The following is a 23,261-nucleotide window of genomic DNA, read 5'->3' as shown; positions in this document are numbered from 1 at the left end:
AGCGGCCTCTCCCAGTAAAATTAAGCCATGGCTCGTCATTTCGCAATCGTCCCCGCCGCCGGAAGCGGTTCCCGCTTCGGCGCCCAAACGCCCAAGCAATACCTGCCTCTACTGGGCCTTCCCCTCATTCATCACAGTCTGGCGGCGCTGTGCGCCAGCCCTGCCATAGACCGTGTCTGGGTGGTCCTGGCTCCCGACGACGAGGGATGGGGCCACCGGGACTGGTCCGCCCTGGGGCCCAAGCTGGAAACCCTGCGCGCCGGGGGCGCGACGCGGGCGGAAAGCGTCGCCAATGGGCTCCGGGCCGCCGCCACGGTGGCCGACGACGACGACTGGATCCTGGTCCACGACGCCGCGCGCCCCTGCCTGCGACCCGCGGACGTGGCGCAGCTGGTATCCACCCTGGCCGACGATCCCGTCGGCGGCCTGCTCGCGGTGCCCGTCGCCGATACCCTCAAGCGGGCCGACGGCCAGGGGAGGGTGGCGGCGACCGAGCCCCGGGAGGGCCTGTGGCAGGCACAGACGCCGCAGATGTTCCGTTACGGGCTGCTGCGGCGAGCCCTGGCAGCGACCGCTTCGGTGACCGACGAAGCAGGGGCCATCGAAGCCCTGGGGGAGCGGCCCCGTCTGGTGCCCGGCGAGGGCAGCAATCTCAAGGTGACCTACCCGGCCGATCTTGCCATCGCCGAGGCCATTCTCAGGGGAAGACGATGAATTTCCGTATCGGACAGGGTTATGACGTGCATCGCCTGGTACCGGGGCGCAAGCTCATTCTGGGCGGGGTAGAGATTCCTCACGACAAGGGGCTGCTCGGCCATTCCGACGCCGATGCGCTGCTCCACGCGCTGACCGACGCGCTCCTGGGTGCTGCCGGCCTGGGGGACATCGGCCGCCATTTTCCGGATACCGATCCCCGCTTTCACGGGGCCGACAGCCGGGACTTGCTGCGCGAGGCGCGGCGCCGTGTTCTGGCTGCCGGATGGCGGCCGGTCAACGCCGACGCCACGGTCATCGCCCAGGCGCCCCGCCTGGCCGGCCACATCCCGGCCATGGTCGCTCTCATCGCCGCCGACCTGGAACTGCCGGCGCAGGCCGTCAACGTCAAGGGCAAGACCAACGAGACCCTGGGTTACCTGGGCCGCGGCGAGGCCATCGAGGCTCAGGCCGTGGTCCTGGTGGAGCATGTCGGGTGAAGGCCCTCGCGGGCAGCGCTGCTTTTTCGCGCTGTGGCCCGATGCCGGTCTCCGGGGTGAGCTTGCCGCCGCCCTGAAGGCGCTTCCCGGGGGGCGACCGAGCCGACCGGAGACCCTGCATCTCACCTTGGAATTCCTGGGCGAGCTTTCCCCTGCCGCAATCGAAGCGGCAGGCCGGGCCGCGGCGACGGTGCACGCGCAGGCCTTCTCCTGGACCCTCGACCACTTTGGCTACTGGCGGCACAACCGCATTTTGTGGGCTGGCGGCACCTCACCGCCCGAACTCGATCAACTGGTGAGGGGGCTGCGGCACGAACTGGGCTCGGCGGGCATCCGCAGCGCCGATGCCGACCGCCGCTTCTTTCCCCATGTGACGCTGGCCCGCAAGTTTCCCCCTCCCGCGGCGCTCCCTGTCCTGGAGCGGCTACCCTGGTTCTGCGGGGACTTCGTTCTGGCGCGCTCCCGGCTGCTTCCCGGCGGCCCGTCCTACGACCTCATCGGCCGCTGGCCTCTGCGCAGGCCAGACTGAGTCTTGCCCGCAGGCCTCCGCCTTCCCGGGGCAGCAGATCGAGCCGTCCGCCATGCAGGCGGGCGGTGCGGTCCACGATGGCCAGCCCCAGACCGGTGCCGGTGACGTTGCTGCGGGCGGTATCACGGCGGGCGAAGGGGCGCTTGAGCCCCTCGGCTTCTTGCGGCGGAATGCCGACACCCCGGTCGCAGACGTCGATGAAAAGCGTGCCCCCTTCGCTTCCCGCGCTCACCTCCACCGGCATGGCGCCATACTTGAAGGCGTTGTCGATGAGATTGGTGACTGCCCGGCCCAAGGCCCGCTGACGTCCCAGGCAGGGCGGCAGGGGGTCGATGATGCGGCAGCCGACATCGCGCCCCAGGGCCCGCTGCCGCCCGACCACGTCTTCGAGCAGGGCGTCGACCCGGACCGGGGCGGGGATCTCGCCCCCGTCGCCGCGGGCGTAGTCCATGAACTGGGCAATGACTGCCTCCATCTGATCGATATCGGCCGCGACCGCGTCCCGGGCACTTTCCGAGGCAATGCTCAGCTCCGCCTCCAGGCGCAGGCGGGTGAGGGGGGTGCGCAGGTCGTGGGAAATCCCGGCCAGAACCTCGGCCCGGTCGCGATCGTGCCGCGCGAGGTCGGCGGCCATGAGGTTGAAGGCAGCCGCCAGACGGCGCAGTTCGTCCGCTCCCGTCTCCGGCAGCGTCGCGGGCGTCTGGCCGCGCCCGACCGATGCCGCGGCCGCCCCCAGCGCCTTGAGGGGACGGGTGATGCGCGAAGCGATGAACCAGGCGACGGCGAGCGCGAGCCCCAGGGCGAGGAGGCCCCAGGCCAGCCAGTGCCATCCGAAGGTGCGCAGGGCGCGTTCCTGGGGCAGGATGAGCCAGTATTCGTCTTCGTCCTGATCATCCAGGCGGAAACTGACCCAAAATCCGGCGACATCATTGACCGCCAAGGACATGCGGGTGTGATCCCCCAGCAGGGCGCGGGTGCGGGTCCGCACCAGGTCGATGTAACGGTCGTCGGGCAGGGGTTCGAGGACGTCGCCTGGTTCGACGGGAAGCAGGCGGATGCCCTCACGGGTCATGAGTTCGACGAAGAGATCGGGGCGTCGCTCGGGGGCCGAGGCGAGCAGGGCGGCCCGGATGAGATTGACCGTGCTGGCGGCGAGCTGGGCGGCCTCCCGTGCCCGGGGTTCCGCTTCCGCCCTTTCGAAAAGCGTCAGCCAGGCGGCGGTGGTCAGAAGGACCAGGGTGGCAATGAGAAAGAAGGTGCGCGCCAGCAGCGAACGGGGGAGTTTCATCGCCACGGCTGGGCCCGATTCATTCGCGGTTCTTGCCGTCCGGCACAAAGACGTAACCAAAGCCCCAGACCGTCTGGAGATAGCGCGGTTGCGCCGGATCCACCTCGACCAGTTTGCGCAGGCGGGAAATCTGCACGTCGATGGCCCGGTCGAAGGGCCCCTGTTCGCGGCCCCGCGCCAGGGTCATCAGTTTGTCCCGGGACAACGGCTCCCGCGGGTGCTGCAACAGCACCTTGAGTACCGCAAATTCCCCGGTGGTAAGGGCGATGATCTCTCCCCCCCGCTTCAGGGTCCGCGCCGCCATATCGACCTCGACCTGGCCGAAGGAAATCGACTCCACCTCGGCTTCTGGCGCCCCGGGGGGCGTGCTGCCGCGCCGGCGCAGGACGGCGTGGATGCGGGCCAGCAATTCCCGCGGGTTGAAAGGCTTGGGCAGATAGTCGTCGGCCCCCATTTCCAGGCCGACGATACGGTCGATGTCCTCGCCCTTGGCGGTGAGCATGATGATGGCCGTCGTGTCCCCCGTTCCCCGCAGACGGCGGCAGATGGTCAGGCCATCTTCGCCGGGGAGCATGAGGTCCAGCACGATGAGATCGAAGTGTTCGCGGGTGCGAGCGCGGTCCATCTGGGGTGCGTCGGCGACGGCGCGAACTTCGAAGCCCTGTTCTCCCAGGTAGCGCGACAGGAGATCCCGGAGGCGGATGTCGTCGTCGACGACGAGAATGCGGTGTTGGCGTTCGGTCATGGCAGCAAGGATAATGGCGGCATTGAAAAAGGCAGCGGCGGCGATGGGCTTGAATGGTAACAAGCTTTTTACCCCTTCCGCGGCGGCAACAGGTGCTTACACCTTGCGCACCGCCGCAGAACCCCTGATTGGCGTTTCGGGGCGAAAATGCTTCAGCGGTCCGATCCGGCCCGTTTCGGAGTCGAGGATGAAATACAAGTTCGCGTTCGCCTGTACCACACTGGTGGCAAGCCTTACGGCTGCCGGCCAGGCTTGCGCCGACGTTCCGGACGACACGCGCGGACTTCGCCTGGAAATGCACGTCCTCGCGCTGCGGGAGCGGAGCGCTTCCGAGACGCCGGCGCAGATCCTCGAACTCGCCCGCCTGCCCCAGGAACAGCGACAGCAAATGCGCCAGCAGATGCGCGAGCAATGGCAGCAGAATCCCCCGGACAACTGGGATGGCCGCCGCCAGCCCATGCCCGCGACCCCAATTTCCCAGGAGGAACGCCATCGCCTGCGGGAAGAAATGCGCGGCCAGCAAGAGCCGCGCGGCGAAGGACGCGGCCGGCGCGGGGGCTGGCACTGAACGACTACCGCGCAGCCGCCTTCAAGGCATGCCGTTCACCACCCCGGCCTTGTCGCAGCGAATCGAACGCACGACAACGGGATTGCCGCCTCTTCTTCCTTGTGGCACCGTAGCGCCTTTCTGACTCCACGGGGGAAAACCATGTCCACGCTGCGTTTCCTGGCGGTCGCCGCCGCTGTCGCTCTTGCCGCACCTGCCGTTTCGGCCGATACCCTGGGTCGAATCAAGGCCAAGAAGAGCATTTCCCTGGGCTATCGCACCGCGTCGGTGCCGTTCTCCTACGTGGGTGACGATGGCAAGCCCACCGGATACTCGATCGAGCTGTGCACCAAGGTGGTCCAAGCCATCCAGGCCCAGTTGAACCTGCCCCGCCTGGATATCAAGTGGGTGGCCGTGGAGCCCGCCAACCGGGTAGCTCGGCTGCGTAAAGGGGAAATCGACCTCGAGTGCGGTTCGACCACCGCCAATCTCAGTCGGAGGCGGGACGTGGATTTCAGCCTGCTCACCTTTGCCGACGGCGGCAGCTACATCACGGCCAAGGGGTCGGGAGTCTTCGCCCTGGCCGACCTCAAGGGCCGGCGCACCGGCGTCGCCACGGGAACCACCACGGAGGCGACGCTGCAAAAAGCCATCGCGAAGGGTCGCTTCGCCACCGAATTGGTTTCGGTCAAGGATCACGGTGACGGCCTGCGTCTCCTCAACGAAGGCAAGATCGACGCCTACGCCTCGGACCGCGGCCTGCTCGCCGGTCTCATCCTGGCGGCCGGCAAGCAGGAGGCCTGGGAACTGGGCAGCGAGTTGTATTCCTACGAGCCCTACGCCCTCATGATGCGGCGCAACGATGCCGATTTCCGCCTGGCGGTGGATACCGAACTGGCACGCATCTATCGTACCGGCGAACTGTTCGCCACCTACGACCGCTGGTTCGGTGCCATTTCCAAACCCGGTCCCCTGCTCGACTCGATGGTCTTCCTGCTCGGGCTCCCGGAATAGGGCTCCTGTACAATGGCGGGCGATGAAATTCCTCGCCCTGGAAACCTCGACTGAAGCGGGTTCCTGCGCCCTTTACCTGGATGGCACCGTCCTGGAACGGCGCTGTCCCGACGGTCGTCCCCACAGTGAAACCCTGCTGCCCCTGGTAGGCACATTGCTGGCGGAGGGCGGGCTTGCTCTGGGCAATCTGGATGCCATCGCCTTTGGCCAGGGGCCCGGAGCCTTTACCGGACTGCGCGTGGCCTGTGGCGTGGCCCAGGGGCTGGCAGCGGGCGCCGGGCTTCGGCTCATTGGCATCGGCAGTCTGGACGCCCTGGCCTGGAACGCGGGCGGTGGGTCTGTGCTGGCCTTGCTCGACGCGCGCATGGGCGAGATCTATTGCGCCGCTTTTCTCCGCCGGGAGCGCGACGTATGCGCCGCCGACGCGGTCCGGGTCCTGGCCCCCGCCGATCTGAACCTGCCTGAAGGCCCCTGGCTGGCAGCCGGAAATGCGCTTTCCGCCTACCCGGAACTTGCGGCGAGGGTGCGGGCGGCTGGTATTTCCTGCCAGCCGGAGGCCATGCCTACGGCCGCCGCGGTGGCGCAGCTTGCCTCCGGGCGTTGGCTGCGGGAAGGGGGCCTGGACGCGGCCGACGCCACGCCCTTCTACGTGCGGGACAAGGTCGCCCGGACCACCGCGGAGCGGTTGGCCGAAGGAGGGCGGGCGTGAGCGTTCCGGCCGCCTGGACCCCCACGCTGGAACTGGAACCGCTCCGGGAAGACCAGATCGACGCGATCACGGCCCTGGAGGGGGGGCTGCAGGCCTTTCCCTGGAGCCGGGGCAATTTTCTCGATTCCCACCAGGCCGGCCATAGCGTCTGGGTCGCGCGCCTGGGCGGCGTCCTGGTCGGATTCTCGGTGGTGATGAGTGTCATCGACGAAGCGCATCTGCTCAATCTGGGCGTCGCGGCCGGTCAGCAGCGTCAGGGCATAGGCTCCCGCCTGTTGCGTTGTGCCATGGAGACGGCCCGCAGCGCCGGCGCTCGGCGCTTTCTGCTCGAGGTTCGTCCATCGAATGGGAGGGCACTCGATTTATATCGCCATTTCGGCTTTTCCCGCGTGGGCCTGCGCCGGGCGTACTACCCGGCACCCGGAGGGCGGGAAGACGCCATCGTCATGGCAAGGGAATTGTGACCGATCGCCGCACACTCCTCGCCGAGATGGGCATCGCCCCGCTTTGGCGCTTGCGCAGCACCGGAGCCGCGGAGGGCGGGCCTTCGCCCAGCCGCCTGGATAGCGGCCTGGCCAGCGGAACGGTCGGGCAAGCGCCGGTGCCCGGGACCGCAGCGGGGGATTGGGACGAACTGGACCGCCAGGTCGCCGCCTGCCAGGCCTGCGTCCTATGTCGCCAGCGCAAACAGGCCGTCCTCGGCGTCGGGGACCGGGAAGCGGACTGGCTGTTCATCGGTGAAGGCCCCGGAGCCGAGGAAGACGCCCAGGGCGAGCCCTTTGTCGGGCAGGCGGGCAAACTGCTCGACGCCATGCTGGCCGGAATCGACCTGCGGCGAGGCGAGGGGGTCTATATTGCCAACGCGGTCAAATGCCGGCCCCCGGGCAACCGCACGCCGGAAGCCGAGGAAATGAACGCCTGCCGGCCCTTCCTGGAACGGCAGATCGAACTCCTGCGTCCCCGCATCATCGTCCTCCTGGGCCGATCCGCGGCATGCACCCTCCTGGGCGCCGACCGCGCCCTGGCGTCCCTGCGCGGGCGCAGTCACGATTACCGGGGGATTCCCGTGATCGTCACCTATCACCCGGCCTATCTGCTCCGCAACCTGCCGGAAAAGGCCAAGGCCTGGGAAGATTTGCTTCTTGCCCGCCGCGTGGCGCGGGAAGCTGCCGCCGAGGGCCAGCTCCCTCTCTGAACCGCGCCTTCAGTGGTCGCGGGTATCGTCCAGATGCGCGACGTCGTCGTAGCGCCGCTGGTTCGCCTCGTGCAACCGTTTCACGAGATACATGGCCGCCGACACGAAAATGCCGAAAAGCGTCAGAACCACGTAAATGGAGAGATTCGCCCGGATCATGGCGTAATACAGGCCGGTCATCATCAGGATCGAGAGGTTCTCGTTGAAGTTCTGCACGGCGATGGAGTGGCCCGCCCCCATCAGAATGTGGCCCCGGTGCTGCAAGAGCGCATTCATCGGCACGACGAAGAAGCCGGACAGGCCCCCGATGAGGATGAGCAGCGGAATGGCCAGTTCGATGTCGCGGACGAAATTCATGACCAGGACGATGAGGCCCATGGCGATGCCGAGGGGGATCACCTTCACGGAGCGGCGCAGGGTGATGAAGCGCGCCGCACAGGCCGCGCCCACGGCGACGCCCACGGCCACGACCCCCTGGAGCATCGAGGATTTGGACAGATCGAGCTGCAGGGAGACCTCGGCCCATTTGATGACGATGAACTGAAGTGTCGCTCCGGCGCCCCAGAACAGGGTCGTCACCGCCAGGGAGACCTGGCCCAGCTTGTCCCGCCAGAGCAGCAAGAAGCAATGGTTGAATTCGTGGATCAGGTACCAGGGATTGCGCTTCAGGGGCTTGTGGTCCACCGAAGTCTCGGGCACATAGAGATTGAAGACGGCGGCGAGGACGTAGAGTATGCCGATGATGGTGATGGCCATCTCTCCCGCCGTATCGATGCCGGTACTGACGATGGGAACGTCGAGGGCAAGCAGGGTGCTGGCGATCTCGGGCTTGATGAGGGTTCCGCCGATGACCACGCCGAGAATGATGGCGCCGACGGTGAGTCCTTCGATCCAGCCGTTGGCGACCACCAGTTGGCGCGCGGGCAGATATTCGGTCAGGATGCCGTACTTGGCCGGCGAGTAGGCCGCCGCCCCCAGGCCGACCACCGCGTAGGCGGCGAGGGGATGAACCGCGAAGAACATCATGCCGCAGCCGACGATCTTCACCGTGTTGCTGACGAACATGACCCGCCACTTGGGCATCGAGTCGGCAAAGGCGCCGACAAACGCGGCGAGCACTACGTAGGAAAGGGTGAAGAAGGTCTTGAGGAGTGGTTCGTATTCGGCCGGGGCGTGCATGTCCCGCAGGGCCGCGATGGCGACGATGAGCAGGGCGTTGTCGGCCAGGGCAGAAAAAAACTGCGCGGCCATGATGATGTAGAAGCCGAAGGGCACGGAAGCGGTCTCGGTCTTGGTTTTCGTTGTCGGCGAGGGTTATAACACGGTTTCGCCGCAGGCTTGATTTCAGCCCTTTTCCGGCCTCAGGCGCTCGTCATGGCCTCTCAGGCGGCGCAGCGTTTGCAGGGCCGCCTGAAAGTCATAACCGGCGATCTGCCGGTCCAGCACTTCGCTGTCGCTTCCCAGGGCGGCGCGCAGATTGGCCGCGCTCTCGCGGAAGAGCGTGGCCGAACGGATATCATCCTGGGCCAGCAGGGTTTCCAGGGCATCCAGGGTGCCGCGTGCGCCCGCCCAGTCCGTAGGTTGATCCACCGGGGTCTGATCGAAGGGCAGGGCCGTAATCGCGCTGACCAGCCGGCCCAGTTCCATCCCCATCGCCAGCCGGGCAGGTTCCGCGGCGTCGTGTCCGTCGGCCAACGCTTTTTCGAGGGCGGCGGCCAGTTCCATCAGGCGGGGCGCCCCGACGGCTCCGGCGGCCCCTTTGAGGGAGTGGGCCTGTCTCCGGGCATCGGCACCGCGACCCTCGACGAGCAACTGGCGGATCGACTCGGCGTCGCCCGCGTGCTCGGAGGCAAACATCTCCACCACCCGCACATAGGTACGCACCTTGCCCCTCAGGCGGCGCAGCCCGATGTCGGCGCCCAGGCCGGGAATGGCCCGCAATTTCTCCAGAATCCCGCCTGGATCGGGCTCCGCAGCACTCACCGGAGACGCAGGGAGCGGGGAAACAGGGTGTGTGGCGGGCAACCAGCGGGACAAAGTGGCGTAGAGCAGGGCCGGGTCCACCGGTTTGGGGATATGGTCGTTCATGCCGGCCGCGATGCAGAGTTGGCGATCGGCCTCGAAGGCGTTGGCGGTGAGGGCGACGATGGGAACCTGGCCGTACCCCGGCAGGTTGCGAATGGCTCGGGTCGCTTCCAGACCGGACAATTTCGGCATCTGGACGTCCATCAGGATGATGCGATAGTCCTTCTTGCCGGCCAGGCTCAGCGCGGCTTCGCCGTCTTCGGCCAGATCGGTCTGGAATCCCAGACCGGCGAGGAGTTCGAACATGACCTCGCGGCTGACCGGGGTATCCTCGGCCAGCAGGAGCGGGCATCCCGCTGCGCGGGCCGCCAGTTCCCGTTCGATCTGGTCGGTGTTCGCCAGAGGCGGGGGAGGCTCCTCGCCATGCCCGAGGGGGGCTCGGGGAAAGGCCGCTTCGAACCAGAAAAGGCTTCCCTCTCCGGGCACGCTGTCGCAGCCCACAGTGCCCCCCATCAACTGGGCCAACAGGCGGCAGATGGCGAGGCCCAGGCCCGTTCCCCCGTAGCGGCGGGTGGTGGATGAATCGGCCTGCTCGAACTCGTTGAACAGGCGCTCCCGCGCCTCGGGATCGATGCCGACGCCGGTATCCTCGACCTCCAGGCGCAGGCGGACAACGGCGGAATCGGCATCCACCGCCCGCGCCCTCAGGGTGATGGTGCCGCTCTCGGTGAATTTGATCGCATTGGCGGCGTAATTGATGACGATCTGTCCGATGCGGGTCGGGTCACCCCGCAGGAGCACGGCGGCGGCGGAATCCACGTCCTTGGTCAGAACGAGACCCTTCTGGGCGCTGCGCTCGGTCAGCATGGAGATGGCGTTGTCGAAAATGCCGACGGCGGAGAAGTCACCGACGTCGAGGTCCACCTTGCCGGCTTCGATCTTGGAGATGTCGAGGACGTCGTTGATGATGGAAAGCAGATGCTGGGCCGAATCGCCGATCTTCTTCAACTGGTCGGCCTGCTTGGGGCTCTCGATCTGACGCAGGAGGAGATGCGTAAGGCCGATGATGGCGTTCATCGGGGTGCGAATCTCGTGGCTCATGTTGGCCAGGAAGGCGGTCTTGGCCCGGCTGGCGGCCTTGGCGGCGTCGCTCGTCCGGGCCAGGGCGATCTCGGCCCGGCGGCGCATCACGATGCGCCACAGGTCGTTGGCCACTGCACCCAGTTCGCTGCATTCGGCATCGCTGTAGGCGGGGTCGCGGCCTGAAACCCCGAACACCGCGCGCACGCGGTCGGACTCCACCACAGGGGCCGCGATCTGGCTGCCGCGGGGTACGGCGGCGGAAGCATCCCCGATGCCCGGGACATCGCAGGCCAGCGGCTTGCGCACCTCGCAACAACACCGGGCCAGGGCCTGCAGCGCACCGCAGTCGGGACAACTCATCCAGTCGGCGCAATGGAAACGCCGGTCGCGGTCATACCCTTCGACGGCGAGAATCGTGCCATCCTCGTCGTAGGTCACCAGCCAGGCCAGGCGGCTGCCGAAGAGGCGGGCCGCCTCGGCCAGGCAGAGCCCCACCAGGGTCTGTTCGTCGAGTCCCTCGGCCTGCCGCGAAATGCCGTAGAGCGCCTGATGCCGATGGTCGCTGGCCTGCAGCCGCAGGTTCGCCGCCTCCAGCTCGCCGGTGCGTTGGCGCACCAGGTCTTCCAGGTGCTGCCGGTGCTGCTCGAGTTCCAGGCTGGTTTCCTTGCTTTCGGTGATGTCGATGCAGTGCCCGATAAAACCCAGAAACTCCCCCCGCCGGTCGTAGCGTGGCCTGCCCTCGTCCATGATCCAGCGGTACTCGCCATCGTGGCGGCGCAGGCGAAAGACCAGGCCGAAGGCCTCCCGGGACGCGATGGCCTGGCGGTAGGCTTCCTCACAGGCGGTCCGGTCTTCGGGGTGGAGGCCCTCGACCCAGCCATCGCCGACCTCTTCCTCCAGGCTTCGTCCCCGGAATTCCAGCCAGGGTCGATTGAAATAATTGCCCCGGCCCGCGCCGTCCGAGGTCCAGATGAGCGCTGATCCCGAATCGGCGAGGAGACGGTACTGGAACTGGATTTCCTCCAGAGGCGTCAGATCCACCTCGATGAAGTAGACCTCCGGGGCCCCTTCGCCCCCCCTTTGCAGGACCGGGCTGGAAAAAACGGTGACCGGCGCGCCGTCCCTGCGGACCAGGGGATACTCCCCCGCTTCCAGGGGTGGGCCGCCGGCGACCCAGGCGCGGAAGGCCGCCTCCAGGGCATCGCGACGCTCGGGCGGCCAGAGGAATTCACCGAAACCCAGGGCTCCCGCCGCGGTGACCGAATAGCCGTAGAGGCGTTCGCAGGCCTGATTCCAGAGCACCACGCGCCCCAGCGCATCGTAGCCCCGCACCGCAATGCCGGCGATTCCTTCGAACAGGGCGCGGAAACGCTTCTCGCTGGCGCGCAGGGCAGCCTCGGCATCGCGGCGGTCGGTGACGTCGGTCCACAGGGCGGAGAGAAAGGTCTGCCCGCCCACGCCGACCACCCGGTAGCTGCTGCGCACATGGCGGATCGATCCGTCCCAATGCACGTGATCCAGGTCGAAATCCATGCCGCCGGCGGCGAGAATGTCCTTCACCCGGGCCTGAACCTCGCCCCTGGAGAGCCCGGCGGTCACGTTCCACAGGTGCAGGCGGGAAAACTCCTCGCGGCTGTAGCCCAGGCTGCGGCAGGCCGCATCGTTGAATTCGACGAATCCGAGGCTGCCCGTGTCGATGAGCACGATGCCGTCGCGGGCCTGACTGACGATGGCGCGAAACACCTGTTCCCGGGCGACAAGAGCCGCCTCGGCGGCCTTGCGCTCGCTGATGTCGGCCAGGGTGCCCACGGTACGGGCCAGGCGGCCGTCCTTGTCGCGGGCGGCGACCCGGGCGCGGTAGCGGATCCAGAAGTGGCTGCCGTCGGGCCGGCACAGGCGGCATTCGGCATCGAAAATACGGTCCTCGCGGTAGCAGCGCCGCGCCGTATCCAGGAAGGCCACCCGGTCGGCCCCGTGGATGATGGCGTGCAAATCCCGGGCGGATACGGGCAATTGCGCATGGTCGCAACCCAGCAGCACCGCCATGGTCGGGCTCCAGGTGAAGCGATCGGCGGCGAAGTCGTATTCCCAGACGGCAATGCCCGTGCTTTCGAGCACCAGGGCGAGACGGTCCTCGAAGTCGTGTTTGACCGATTCCAGCACCTCGTGCTGTTCCCAGGCCTCCTCGATGATTTCCATGCCCAGGCGTTCGAGCAGCCGGTGCTGGCTGACCATGCCCACCACGCGGCCCGCCCCGTCCACCACCGCCATGTGGCGGAACTTGCCGGCGTCCATGGCTTCCAGGGCGTTGATCACCGTGGCGCCGGGCCCGACGGCATGGACCGGGGCCGTCATGGCCTCGGCCACCGGCATGTGGTCCAGGTCGCGGCCGACCGTCAGGAGGCGCGGCATGTCGCGTTCGGTCAGGATGCCCATGGGGGCGCCGTTCTCGCTGACCAGGACGTAATCCCACTCTTCCCGCAACATCAGGGTGAGCGCTTCGGAAACCGGCGCCTGGGGGAGGAGCACCGGCATGTTGCGGTCCATCAGGGCGCCCAGGTCGGCACTGTGGCGGAAAACCTCGTGGCCCAGGTGGGTGCGGAAGTCAGTTTCGGTGGCGATGCCGATGGTTTCACCCAGGACGTCGGTCGCGACCAGATGGCGGACGCCATCGCGACGCATGGTCTCGTAGGCCCTGCGAAAATCCAGGGAAGCGGCCACCGCGACCACCGGGGTGCTCATCACGCTGGCAACGGTGAGATCGGCCTGGGTGTGGTCGGCCAGGAGACGCAGCACATCGCGCTCAGTCAGGATGCCCACCGGGCGGCGGTTGGTCTGGATCACCAGGCTGGAAATACGCGCCCGGCTCATGGCGCGGGCCGCTTCGCCCAGGGTGCAGTCGGCCGCGACCCCGATGGCGCCCGGGGTCATGATGTCGGCGAGGGTCAGATCAGCCAGGTGGCGGACCGTCATCCTGATAACGCTCCGCAATGCCGCAGAATTGCTCGAAAGCCGCTTCGAAGGCAGTCGCTACGGCGGGGTCGAAATGACTTCCGCTGCCGCTCACGATGATCTCGCGCGCCTCCTGGTAGGGCATGGGTGGTTTGTAGACCCGCCGGCTGATGAGGGCGTCGAACACGTCCGCCAGGGCCATCAGGCGGGCGGAGAGGGGAATCGCTTCCCCGCGCAGGCCCTCGGGATAACCGCTGCCGTCCCACTTTTCGTGATGGTAGTGGGCAATTTCCTTGGCCACGGCCAGGAACTCGACCGACTCGGCGGCGTCCCGCTCGGCCTGGGCAATGGCCTCGGAGCCCAGGGCGGCGTGGGTTTTCATGATCTCCCACTCCTGGGGCGTCAGCTTGCCCGGCTTCAACAGGATGTGATCGGGGATGCCCACCTTGCCGATATCGTGCAGGGGCGCCGAACGCGCCAGGGTTTCGATGGCCCGGTCGCCCAGAGCCTCGGCGTGGCGCCCGCCGGCGCGCAGTTCCCGGGCCAGGCAGCGCACGTATTCCTGGGTGCGGCGCAGGTGATTGCCGGTTTCGGGATCCCGGGTTTCCGCCAAACGGGCGAGGGCGTGGATGCTGACCTCCTGGATGAGCTGGTTTTCGCTCATGCGGCGGCTGACTTCCGCTTCCAGGTAGGTGTTCTGGTCCCGCAACCAGTCGCGGGCCAGCTTGAGTTCGAGCTGGGTGCGCACCCGGGCGAGGACGATGGCGGGACGCAGGGGCTTGGTGATGTAGTCCACCGCGCCGCCGTCGAGACCGCGCTCTTCCGCTTCGGTGCTGTCCATGGCGGTCACGAAAACCACCGGGATGTCGCGCGTACGCGGTTTGGCGCGTAATTGGGCCAGGACTTCGTAGCCGTCCATTTCCGGCATCATCACATCCAGCAGGATGAGGTCCGGGGTGGGGTCGCCGGCGGCGATCTGCAGCGCCCGCCGCCCGGAGTTGGCGGCGCGTACCCGATAGGTTGGCTGCAGGAGCTCCCCAAGGACCGTCAGGTTTTCCGGCGTGTCGTCAACGATCAGGATGGTGGCCTGGCGCGTTTCCATGGGAGCCTCGGTTGCCCGGGGTGCAGGGGATTGATCTTGGCCGGCATTATGGCGCCCCGCGACGGCCTTTGTCACCCTTGCCACGGCGGTTTCGCGGCCGAGGCAAACGTGTTTGAATAGCGCCTTTGGGTTTTCGGGGGGCAGGATGGGCGACCGGCGCTTGCAGGTGTTTTACGCCCTGGCGCAGCACCGCAGCTTCTTGCGTGCAGCGCAAGCCCTGTTCATGAGCCAGTCGGCGGTTCATTTCCAGATCCGGCAACTGGAAGCGGAATTGAACACGCGCCTTCTGGAGCGGGGCAAGGGGGTCCTCGACCTGACGCCCTCCGGTCGCATCGCCTTCGATTACGCCGAGCGCATCCTGGCCCTGAGCCGCGAGATGGAGACCCGCCTGGCGGAAGTGACCGACGACATGCGCGGCGCGCTGCGCCTGGGGACGCCTTCGGGCATCGGCGACCAGCTTCTGCCAGCCCTGCTGGCCGAATTCAGCGCGCTCTACCCGCAGGTGACGGTGCACCTGGACATCGTCAATTCGGCCGCCGTGGCCGAAGGGGTTGCCGCAGGAAAGTGGGACATGGGCCTCGTCGCCCTGCCGGGGCCGTTGCCGGGGCTGGATTGCGAATCCTGCGGCCAGGCCGAATTGCGCTTCGTATGCACCCCTGATCACCCTTTGGCCCGCAGCCGGAGCGTCAGCGGCCGGGCCCTCAAGGATTTCGAAGCCATCGTGCGGGAGCCGGGTTCCGGATGTCGCCAGGCGGCGGAAGGCTTTCTGGCGGCAGCCGGCACTGCGCCCGACGCCCTGAAGGTCGTCCTGCAGGCGGGCAGTACCGAGGCCCTCAAGGCTGCCGCGGCAACGGGCCTGGGCTACGCCATCGTCTTCGCCCAGGCGGTCGAGCGGGAGGTGGGCGCGGGGAGCCTGGTGTCCCTTCCCCTCAAACCCCGACTGGAGCAGGGCATCTGCCTGGTTTACCGGCAAGGGCAGTATCGTTCCCGCGTGGTCGCCACCTGCGGGGAATTCCTGCGCCGGCGACTGCAGGAAACCCTGCTATGAACCTGGCCCGCCCGATCCGCGCCAGCATCGATGGGGAGGCCCTGGCCGCCAATTACCGCTTGGCAAGGCGGCTGGCCGCCGGAACCGGGGCATGGGCCGTGCTCAAGGCCGACGCCTACGGCCACGGCCTGTGGCGGGCATTGGATGCCCTGGGCGACGCGGATGGCTACGCCGTCCTGGAGGCCGAGACCGGCGCAGCGCTGCGCGAGGCCGGTGTGCGGCAGCCCATCCTTCTGCTGGAAGGCGTTTTTTCCGCCCGGGATGCCCGCCTGGCCAAGGAACTCGACCTCGCTTGCGTGGTGCATTGCCGCGACCAGTTTGCGCTGCTGCACGGCGGGGGAGCCTTGCCACCGCTCTACGTGAAGATCAATACAGGCATGAACCGCCTGGGCTTCTCGGCCGCGGAAATCCCCTGGCTGCGGGAGCGTCTGAACGAACTCGACCCCGGCCGAACCACCCTGATGACCCACTTTGCCTCGGCCGACGGCCCCGAGGGCGTCGCCCCCCAGATGGCACGCCTCAAGGCCCTGCTGCCCGAATGGCGGGGGCCCGTCAGCCTGGCCAATTCCGCCGCACTCCTGCGCTACCCGGAAACGCGCGTGGGCTGGGTGCGGCCGGGAATCATGCTTTACGGCTCCAGTCCCTTCGCCGAGGTCAGCGCCGCGAGCCTCGGCCTGCGGCCGGTGATGAGCCTCTGCTCGCAGATCATCGCGGTGCAGGACGTCGCCGCGGGCGAGGCGGTAGGTTACGGCGGCAGCTTCGTCGCCCCCCGGCGCCTGCGGGTGGGGGTCGTGGCCTGCGGCTACGCCGACGGCTATCCCCGCCACGCCGGCACGGGGACGCCCCTTGCGGTGCATGGCGGACTGACCCGAACCCTGGGACGGGTATCCATGGACATGCTGGCCTGCGATCTTTCGGACCTGCCCCAGGCCGGTCCGGGCTCCCCGGTCACCCTTTGGGGGCGTGGCCCCGGCGGAGAAGTCCCTGCCGACGACGTGGCTGCCGCGGCCGGAACCATTGCCTACGAGTTGTACTGCGCCCTGGCGGCCCGGGTGCCGGTGGAGATGCTGCGTGGCCGATAGTCGCCAGCCCCTGCGCCGCTACCTCGAACGACGCCTGGGCGGTGCCGGCTGGCTGCGCACCCAGACCTTCCTGGTCCTGGCAGCATGCTTTCTGGTGGGCGGACTGGCGAGTCACCTGCTCCTGCGCCTTGGGCTGAGCGATCTGCGCCTGCGGCTGCCCCTGGTGGTCATCGTGGCCTACGGGGCCTTTCTGGGTCTGGTCGGGGTCTGGTTGCGGGCCACCGGCCTCGATGCCCTGAAAGTGCGGCTGGACCCGCAGCACGTCGAACCCCCCGCCGACGGCAAGGATTCCGGTGCCGCGTCCCGCCTCGCCGACCGGGTGGAGACGGTGGGCGATGGCGTTTCCGGCATCGCCGAACTGGCCTCGGTGGACGCCGAGGGCTGCCTGCCGGCGGTAGGCATTGCCGTAGCCGCCGCGGTCATCGGCCTGGTCGCCCTGGTGCTGTGGTGGATCATTGGCGGTTTTCTGGGGGCCGCCTCGGCGGCGCTCCTCGAAGCCGGCGTGGAAGCGGTGCTTGCCGTAGGCATGGCCCGGGCGGCAGGGGGCGGGGCGGCCTCCTGGGTCGAGGGCGCCCTGCGGGCCAGTTGGCTGTTCTGGCTTCTGCTGGTGGGCGCGGCTTTCGGGCTGGCTGTCCTGCTGCGCGCTGTCGATCCCACGGCGGTGACCGTATTTCAGGCGCTCGCAGCGTTTCTTAGTTGATCTGGATAAAATTGCCCCCCATGATGAACGGTCCCGCGCCCCTCCCGGCTTTCGCTCCCTCACCCGCGGGAGATCACCGAGACGCTCACGCTGACGCGGCACCTTCGACGCGCTGACCCCATGGCCAAGGCAAAATCCCTCTACCTGTGCAACGAGTGTGGCGCCAGCAGCCCCAAGTGGCAGGGCCAGTGCCCCGGCTGCGGGGAGTGGAACACCCTGGTGGAGTCGGTGGTCCAGGAAACTGCCGCCGGGCGGTTTCAGCCCATCGCGCCGGGGGCTCGTCTGCGCGTGCTGTCCTCCATCGAGGCGCGGGAGACCGAGCGCCTGTCGACGGGCGTGGGCGAGTTCGACCGCGCTCTGGGCGGGGGTTTGGTGGCGGGGGGCGTGGTGCTCATCGGCGGCGACCCGGGCATCGGCAAGAGCACCCTCCTGCTGCAGGCCCTGGCGGCCCTGGCGGCCAGCGAAGCGGTGCTCTACGTCAGTGGCGAGGAATCCGGTGAGCAAGTGGCCCTGCGGGCCCGCCGCCTGGGCCTGGAGACCGGTAATTTGCCGCTGCTGGCCGAAATCAATCTGGAAGCCATCCTCGCCGTCCTGAAGGCGGAAAAGCCCCGCGTGGCGGTCATCGACTCGATCCAGACCCTGTGGTCGGATGCCCTGTCGAGCGCCCCCGGATCGGTGGCCCAGGTGCGCGAGTGCGCGGCCCAACTCACCCGGGTGGCCAAGCAACTTGGCGTCACGGTCATCCTGGTGGGTCACGTCACCAAGGAGGGCTCCCTGGCGGGGCCCCGGGTACTGGAGCACATCGTCGATACGGTGCTGTACTTCGAGGGCGACACCCATTCGAGCTTCCGCCTGGTGCGCTCCTGCAAGAACCGCTTCGGGGCGGTCAATGAACTGGGCGTCTTCGCCATGACCGACCGGGGCCTCAAGGGGGTGAGCAACCCCTCGGCCCTGTTCCTCTCCCGCCACGGCCACGACGTGGCGGGCTCCTGCGTCATGGTGACCCAGGAGGGCACCCGTCCCTTGCTGGTGGAAATCCAGGCCCTGGTGGATAGCGCCCACGGCAACCCCCGTCGCCTCACGGTGGGCCTGGAGCCTCAGCGCCTGGCCATGCTGCTGGCTGTCCTGCACCGCCACGCCGGGGTGGCCTGCTACGATCAGGATGTCTTCGTGAATGCCGTCGGCGGGGTGCGCATCAGCGAGCCAGCGGCCGATCTTGCCGTGGTTCTCGCGATCGTTTCTTCTCTTAGAAACAAGCCTTTGCCGTCTAAACTTGTCGTATTTGGTGAAGTTGGCCTGGCCGGGGAAATCCGACCTGCGCCGCGGGGCCAGGAGCGCCTCAAGGAGGCGGCCAAGCTGGGGTTCACCCGGGCCCTGGTGCCGGAAGCCAATCGGCCCCGGCAGGCCATCGCCGGGCTGGAGGTGGTGGCGGTGTCCCGGGTCGAGGACGCTGTATCGCGTCTTGCCGAACTGGTGGAGTGATGTTCAACCTTTCCCGCTACTTCTCCACCCTCAGCTTCATCCTGATCGTCCTGGCGGCGGGGGCCCTGGGCCCGCTCTACCGCGACCTGTCGGAGCGCCAGATGACGACCCTGGCGGCGGACCGCAACGGGGCCTTCGCCCGGGTCTTCCGCAACGCCCTGTGGGACGCTTACGCCGAAGAAGTGCGCCATTCCTACGGTCGCGATTCCGCCGCCCTGCGGGCTGCACCGGCCGGGGAAGCCCTGCGCCCCCGCCTGGAGGCGCTGCTCAAGGATACCGGCGTCGTCAGTCTGCGCGTTCACAACCGCCTCGGGGTCGCGGTTTTCGCCAGTGACGCCGAGCAGGTGGGGACGGCCGCCGCTCTGGCATCAGGCTTTCAGGCAGCCCTGGGGGGCAAGGAAAACAGCGCCCTGATGGCCGGCACCGCGCCGGGCGGGCAGGGGAGGGACATCCTCACCACCTACGTCCCCTTCCGGGATGCCGAAGGCGCCGTGGAGGCCGTGGTGGAAATCGCCCAGGACGTCAGCCCCTTCACCGCCGAGGTCGGACGAACGCTGTGGTGGGTGACGGCGGGGGTGGTGGCGGTCTTTGCCCTCCTTTATCTGCTCCAGTTCCTGGTGGTACGTCGGGCGCAGCAGATTCTGCGCATCCAGGACACCAAGCTGGAGACCGCCCGCGCAACTCTGGAAATCCAGGTGGAGCAACGGACGGCCGACTTGCGGCGGGCCAATCAAATGCTGGAGGGCGAGGTGTCCGAAAGACGCCAGGCCGAGAGCAAGCTCAACTACTTGGCCTACCACGATCCCCTCACCGGGCTTCCCAATCGTCGCCGCTTCATCGAGCGTCTGCACGAGAGCGCAGCGGAGGCCCTCGAGCGCAACGAGCGCCTGGCGGTCCTGTTCATCGATCTCGATCAATTCAAGCAGGTGAATGACTCACTCGGGCATACGGTAGGTGACGATCTGCTGGTCGCCGTGGCCACCCGCCTGGCCGACCGGGTGCGCCTCATCGACATGCTGGCCCGCCTGGGCGGCGACGAATTCATCTGCCTCATGGAAGCCATCCCGGGCCACGCCCCGGCCGCGGCGCTGGCCGCCGAGATCATCGCCGCCTTCGAGCAGCCTTTTGCGGTGGCCGGCCACGAGCTCTACCTCTCCGCCTCGGTGGGCATCAGCGTTTTCCCCGACGACGGCGACGACCCCGGCGCCCTCATGCGCAACGCCGATTCCGCCATGTATCGGGCCAAATCCGTCGGTCGGGGGCATTTCCACTTCTATTCGCCCGACATGACGGATCGCGTCAAGGAGCGCGTGCGCATCGAAAACCTCCTGCGCCGGGCCCAGGAGAATGGAGAACTCGAAGTCTTCCTGCAGCAGCAGGTCGACTCCGAGAGCGGGAGCCTCACCGGCGCCGAGGCCCTGGTGCGCTGGCACAGCCCGGAACTGGGCGAAGTGCCGCCTGCCCGCTTCATCGCCGTGGCCGAAGAAACCGGCCTCATCGTGGGCCTGGGTAACTGGGTGCTGCGGGAGACCTGCCGTCTGGTCATGGCCTGGCGGGAGGAGGGCTTCGACCTGCCCCAGGTTTCGGTGAACCTCTCGGTCAAACAACTGGAAAGACCCGAATTCATCGCCAGCCTGATGGCCATCCTGGAGGAAACCGGGCTGGAACCCGACCGCCTCAAGCTGGAAATCACCGAATCCGTGGTCATGCAGGTCGACGACGCCATCGGCCTCCTGGAGCGTCTGCGCAAGCTGGGAATCTGCCTTGCCATCGACGACTTCGGCACCGGCTACTCCTCCCTCAGCTACCTGCGGCGCCTGCCCATCCAGCAGCTCAAGATCGACCGCTCCTTCATCGCCGGCATCGGCCGCAATACCGGCGACGAGGCCATCGTCACCACGGTCATGACGCTCGCCCGCAACCTGGGCCTGGAAGTGGTGGCCGAAGGGGTCGAAACGGCCGAGCAGGCCGCCTTCCTGCGCGATCATGGTTGCCGCCAATTGCAGGGCTTCCTGCACGGCAAACCCGCCGACGCCCGGGAATTCGAGGCCCGCTGGGGCGCGGCGTGAGCCTGGCGGCGCGCCTTTTCCGGCGCGAACTACGCACGGGGGAATTGCGCCTTCTTCTGGCCGTGACGGTTCTGGCGGTCGCTGCGGTGACCGCCGTGGGCTTCCTCAGCGACCGGGTGCGCCTCGCCCTGGAGCGGGAAGCGCGCCGTCTCCTGGGGGCCGACCTGCTTCTGGTGGCCGACCACCCCTGGTCCCCGGCCCCGGCGGCGGAAGCGGCCCGGCGCGGCCTGGCTCTGGCCGAAACCCGCGTCTTCCCCAGCATGGTGCGGGCGGCCGGGGGACCGCAACTGGCGGAAATCAAGGCCGTGAGCGCGACCTACCCGCTGCGCGGGCGCCTCGGCCTCAGCGACGGCCAGAGCGGCGTTCCGCCCCCGGCTCCCGGCAGCGTCTGGGTCGATGAGCGTCTGGCCGGCGCCCTGGGGGTTGGCCCCGGCGACACGGTCGAGGTGGGGGAAATCCGCCTCCGGGTAGCGGCAATCCTGGCCCAGGAGCCGGACCGGGGCGCCAATTTCTTCGCCTTCGCCCCCCGCCTGCTCATGTCCCTGGCCGATCTCCCCGCCAGCGGCCTGGAGCAACCGGGCGCCCGCATCACCTACCGCCTGCTGCTGGCCGGCGAAGACGCTGCCGTGGCAGCCTTCAGAACCTGGGCAACGCCGCGCCTGGAGCGGGGAGAAAGAATCGAGGATAGCGAAAACGCGCGCCCGGAAATCCGCAATACCCTGGACCGGGCGCGGCGCTTCCTCGGCCTCGCGGCCATGGCGACGGTCATCCTCGCCGCCGCTGCCGTGGCGCTGGCCGCCCGCCGCTACGGCGAGCGCCATGTGGATGGCAGCGCCGTCCTGCGATGCCTGGGGGCCACCCAGGCCACCCTGCTGCGCCTGACCCTGGGCCAGTTCGCGCTGCTCACGCTCCTGGCCACGGCCTTCGGCAGCGCCCTGGGCTACGGCATCCAGTTTGCCCTGCACGCCCTGGTGGCGAGCCTTCTGGGGGACGGTCTGCCCTTGCCCTCGCTGCTGCCTGCCTTCCAGGGCGCCGCCGTGGCAGCGGTACTGCTGCTGGGCTTCGGTCTCCCCCCGCTGCTCCGCCTGCGCAAGGTGCCCACTCTGCGGGTTCTGCGCCGCGACCTGGATCCCCCCGAGGCCTCCTGGCTGGCCGCCTGGGGCCTGGGGCTTGCCGCGCTGGCCGTCCTCATCGTCTGGATCGCCGGGGATCTGCGCCTGGGACTTCTTGCGGCAGGGGGCTTCGCCGCCGCGGCAGCGGTCTTCGCCGGGGCCGCCCGGCTCGCCATCGCCCTGCTCGGGCGCTGGCCAGCGGGAAGCCGCTACGGCTGGCGCCAGGGGGCCACAGGCCTCCGCCGCCGCCCCGGCCCGGTCACCCTGCAAGTGGTCGCCCTGGCCCTGGGAGCCATGGCTCTCCTGGTGGTGTCGGCCACCCGGGGCCAGCTTCTGGATGCCTGGCAGCGGGCGACTCCCGCCGATGCGCCCAACCGCTTTATCGTCAACATCCAGCCGGAGCAGCGCGAGGCCCTTGCCGCCCGCCTGCGGGAAGGTGGCATCGACGCCGAACTGGCGCCCATGGTGCGGGGGCGCCTCGCCACCCTCGGCGGCCGGCCGGTGGCTGCCACCGACTACCCTGACGACGACCGGGCGCAACGCCTGGTGGAGCGGGAGTTCAACCTTTCCTGGCGCGGGGCCCTGCCTCCGGGCAACGAAGTCACCACCGGCCGCTGGTTCGCCCCGGAAGACACGGGAAAGCGCGTCGCCTCGGTGGAGGAGGACCTGGCGCGCACCCTGGGCATCAAGGTGGGCGACAGGCTTGAATTTCGCATCGCCGGGCAGAGCATCGACCTGGAGGTGGTAGGGCTGCGCCGCCTCGACTGGAACTCGATGCGGGTCAATTTCTTCGTCCTCACCCCCCCCGGAGTCCTGGAAGATCAACCCGCCAGCTACATCACCAGTTTCCACCTGCCTTCGCCGCAATTGGCCCTGGGCCGGGATCTGGTGGCGCGCTTCCCCAACCTGACCCTCATCGACCTGGGGGTTCTGATCGGCCAGTTCCGGGACGTCATCGGCCAGGTGGCCAGCGCGGTTGAACTGATTTTCTCCCTGACCCTCGGGGCCGGGCTGGCCGTCCTCTACGCCGCCCTGGTGGCGGGCTTCGCCGAACGGCGACAGGAATTTGCCGTGCTGCGCGCCCTGGGTGCCCGGCGCCGCCAGCTCGCCGCAGCCCTGCTGGCCGAACTCGCCGCCACCGGAGCCCTGGCCGGCCTCTGCGCCGCCGCGGGCGCGGCCTTGCTGGGCCAGGTCGTCGCCCGCCGGGTGTTCGACATGAGCCTGGACTTCCCCCTCCTCACCTTCCCCCTGACCGCCCTGGCCACCGGCCTGCTGGCCGCCGCCGTCGGCTGGGCCGCCCTGGGCCGCCTGCTGGCCGTCCCGCCCCTGGAGACGCTGCGGGGGTGACAGCCGGATGGCAACGGTCGATGCGGGCGCTGAAGCGTC

Annotated in this window: 19 protein-coding genes; 14 read left to right on the top strand and 5 right to left on the bottom strand. The window is 68.3% G+C overall.

The genetic code is table 11. The features are described 5' to 3' along the window. The first annotated feature begins 27 nt into the window (after nt 1–27). The 3 genes from IPM73_07545 to thpR are packed head-to-tail and all read left to right on the top strand — an operon-like array spanning nt 28 to nt 1,722. On the top strand, nt 28–714 hold the full coding sequence (locus IPM73_07545) for a 2-C-methyl-D-erythritol 4-phosphate cytidylyltransferase (GenBank protein MBK8917885.1): 687 nt from the start codon (nt 28–30) through the stop codon (nt 712–714). Beyond that, nucleotides 711–1,193, top strand: a complete 483-nt coding sequence (locus IPM73_07540) for a 2-C-methyl-D-erythritol 2,4-cyclodiphosphate synthase (GenBank protein ID MBK8917884.1) — start codon at nt 711–713, stop codon at nt 1,191–1,193. Before IPM73_07545 ends, IPM73_07540 begins: the two co-directional genes overlap by 4 nt. Beyond that, nucleotides 1,183–1,722: an RNA 2',3'-cyclic phosphodiesterase gene (gene thpR, locus IPM73_07535; GenBank protein ID MBK8917883.1), complete on the top strand. Its 540-nt coding sequence runs from the start codon at nt 1,183–1,185 to the stop codon at nt 1,720–1,722. Before IPM73_07540 ends, thpR begins: the two co-directional genes overlap by 11 nt. On the opposite strand, the gene IPM73_07530 is transcribed toward thpR, so the two are convergent. Together IPM73_07530 and ompR are read right to left on the bottom strand one after the other, a co-directional pair. Continuing rightward, nucleotides 1,688–3,010: a HAMP domain-containing protein gene (locus tag IPM73_07530; protein MBK8917882.1), complete on the bottom strand. Its 1,323-nt coding sequence runs from the start codon at nt 3,008–3,010 to the stop codon at nt 1,688–1,690. The two genes, thpR and IPM73_07530, sit on opposite strands and share 35 nt — an antisense overlap. 19 nt (nt 3,011–3,029) lie before the next feature. After that, nucleotides 3,030–3,755, bottom strand: coding sequence for a two-component system response regulator OmpR (ompR, locus tag IPM73_07525; GenBank protein ID MBK8917881.1), 726 nt, complete (start codon nt 3,753–3,755; stop codon nt 3,030–3,032). Nucleotides 3,756–3,942: 187 nt separating this feature from the next. Between ompR and IPM73_07520 the strand changes: the two genes are divergently transcribed. From IPM73_07520 to IPM73_07500, 5 genes are all read left to right on the top strand, one after another. Beyond that, nucleotides 3,943–4,323 carry a hypothetical protein gene (locus tag IPM73_07520; protein ID MBK8917880.1) on the top strand — a complete coding sequence of 127 codons (381 nt, stop codon included), beginning with the start codon at nt 3,943–3,945 and terminating at the stop codon, nt 4,321–4,323. A 141-nt stretch (nt 4,324–4,464) separates the two neighbouring features. Next, nucleotides 4,465–5,316 carry an amino acid ABC transporter substrate-binding protein gene (locus IPM73_07515; GenBank protein MBK8917879.1) on the top strand — a complete coding sequence of 284 codons (852 nt, stop codon included), beginning with the start codon at nt 4,465–4,467 and terminating at the stop codon, nt 5,314–5,316. Between the two features lie 22 nt (nt 5,317–5,338). After that, nucleotides 5,339–6,025, top strand: coding sequence for a tRNA (adenosine(37)-N6)-threonylcarbamoyltransferase complex dimerization subunit type 1 TsaB (gene tsaB / locus IPM73_07510; GenBank protein ID MBK8917878.1), 687 nt, complete (start codon nt 5,339–5,341; stop codon nt 6,023–6,025). A 26-nt stretch (nt 6,026–6,051) separates the two neighbouring features. Then, nucleotides 6,052–6,489 carry a ribosomal protein S18-alanine N-acetyltransferase gene (gene rimI / locus IPM73_07505; protein ID MBK8917877.1) on the top strand — a complete coding sequence of 146 codons (438 nt, stop codon included), beginning with the start codon at nt 6,052–6,054 and terminating at the stop codon, nt 6,487–6,489. A 26-nt stretch (nt 6,490–6,515) separates the two neighbouring features. Continuing rightward, on the top strand, nt 6,516–7,220 hold the full coding sequence (locus tag IPM73_07500; protein ID MBK8917876.1) for a uracil-DNA glycosylase: 705 nt from the start codon (nt 6,516–6,518) through the stop codon (nt 7,218–7,220). A 9-nt stretch (nt 7,221–7,229) separates the two neighbouring features. Here IPM73_07500 and lplT read toward each other — a convergent pair whose 3' ends face one another. From lplT to IPM73_07485, 3 genes are all read right to left on the bottom strand, one after another. Then, nucleotides 7,230–8,495, bottom strand: a complete 1,266-nt coding sequence (lplT, locus tag IPM73_07495) for a lysophospholipid transporter LplT (GenBank protein ID MBK8917875.1) — start codon at nt 8,493–8,495, stop codon at nt 7,230–7,232. Between the two features lie 69 nt (nt 8,496–8,564). Next, a complete protein-coding gene (locus tag IPM73_07490) occupies nt 8,565–13,301 on the bottom strand; it encodes a PAS domain S-box protein (GenBank protein MBK8917874.1) in 4,737 nt (1,578 codons plus the stop codon). Continuing rightward, complete coding sequence (locus tag IPM73_07485; protein ID MBK8917873.1) at nt 13,279–14,382, bottom strand: two-component system response regulator; 1,104 nt, start codon at nt 14,380–14,382, stop codon at nt 13,279–13,281. The genes IPM73_07490 and IPM73_07485 overlap by 23 nt, the downstream gene beginning before the upstream one ends. 145 nt (nt 14,383–14,527) lie before the next feature. Here IPM73_07485 and IPM73_07480 point away from each other — a divergent pair, with 145 nt between their 5' ends. From IPM73_07480 to IPM73_07455, 6 genes are all read left to right on the top strand, one after another. Beyond that, nucleotides 14,528–15,430 carry a LysR family transcriptional regulator gene (locus IPM73_07480; protein MBK8917872.1) on the top strand — a complete coding sequence of 301 codons (903 nt, stop codon included), beginning with the start codon at nt 14,528–14,530 and terminating at the stop codon, nt 15,428–15,430. Next, nucleotides 15,427–16,512, top strand: coding sequence for an alanine racemase (gene alr / locus IPM73_07475; protein MBK8917871.1), 1,086 nt, complete (start codon nt 15,427–15,429; stop codon nt 16,510–16,512). Before IPM73_07480 ends, alr begins: the two co-directional genes overlap by 4 nt. After that, a complete protein-coding gene (locus tag IPM73_07470; protein MBK8917870.1) occupies nt 16,502–17,212 on the top strand; it encodes a hypothetical protein in 711 nt (236 codons plus the stop codon). Before alr ends, IPM73_07470 begins: the two co-directional genes overlap by 11 nt. Nucleotides 17,213–17,332: 120 nt before the next feature. Further along, the gene (gene radA / locus IPM73_07465; GenBank protein ID MBK8917869.1) at nt 17,333–18,694 is read left to right on the top strand and encodes a DNA repair protein RadA; all 1,362 of its coding nucleotides are present in this window, start codon (nt 17,333–17,335) and stop codon (nt 18,692–18,694) included. Further along, nucleotides 18,694–20,763, top strand: coding sequence for an EAL domain-containing protein (locus IPM73_07460; protein MBK8917868.1), 2,070 nt, complete (start codon nt 18,694–18,696; stop codon nt 20,761–20,763). The genes radA and IPM73_07460 overlap by 1 nt, the downstream gene beginning before the upstream one ends. Next, nucleotides 20,760–23,222 (top strand): FtsX-like permease family protein, encoded by a 2,463-nt coding sequence (locus IPM73_07455; GenBank protein ID MBK8917867.1) that lies wholly within the window; start codon nt 20,760–20,762, stop codon nt 23,220–23,222. The genes IPM73_07460 and IPM73_07455 overlap by 4 nt, the downstream gene beginning before the upstream one ends. Nucleotides 23,223–23,261 lie beyond the last annotated feature (39 nt).

Source organism: Betaproteobacteria bacterium (assembly GCA_016720065.1).
GTDB lineage: Bacteria > Pseudomonadota > Gammaproteobacteria > Burkholderiales > Rhodocyclaceae > SSSZ01.
This window is presented reverse-complemented; position numbering and strand designations above follow the sequence as displayed.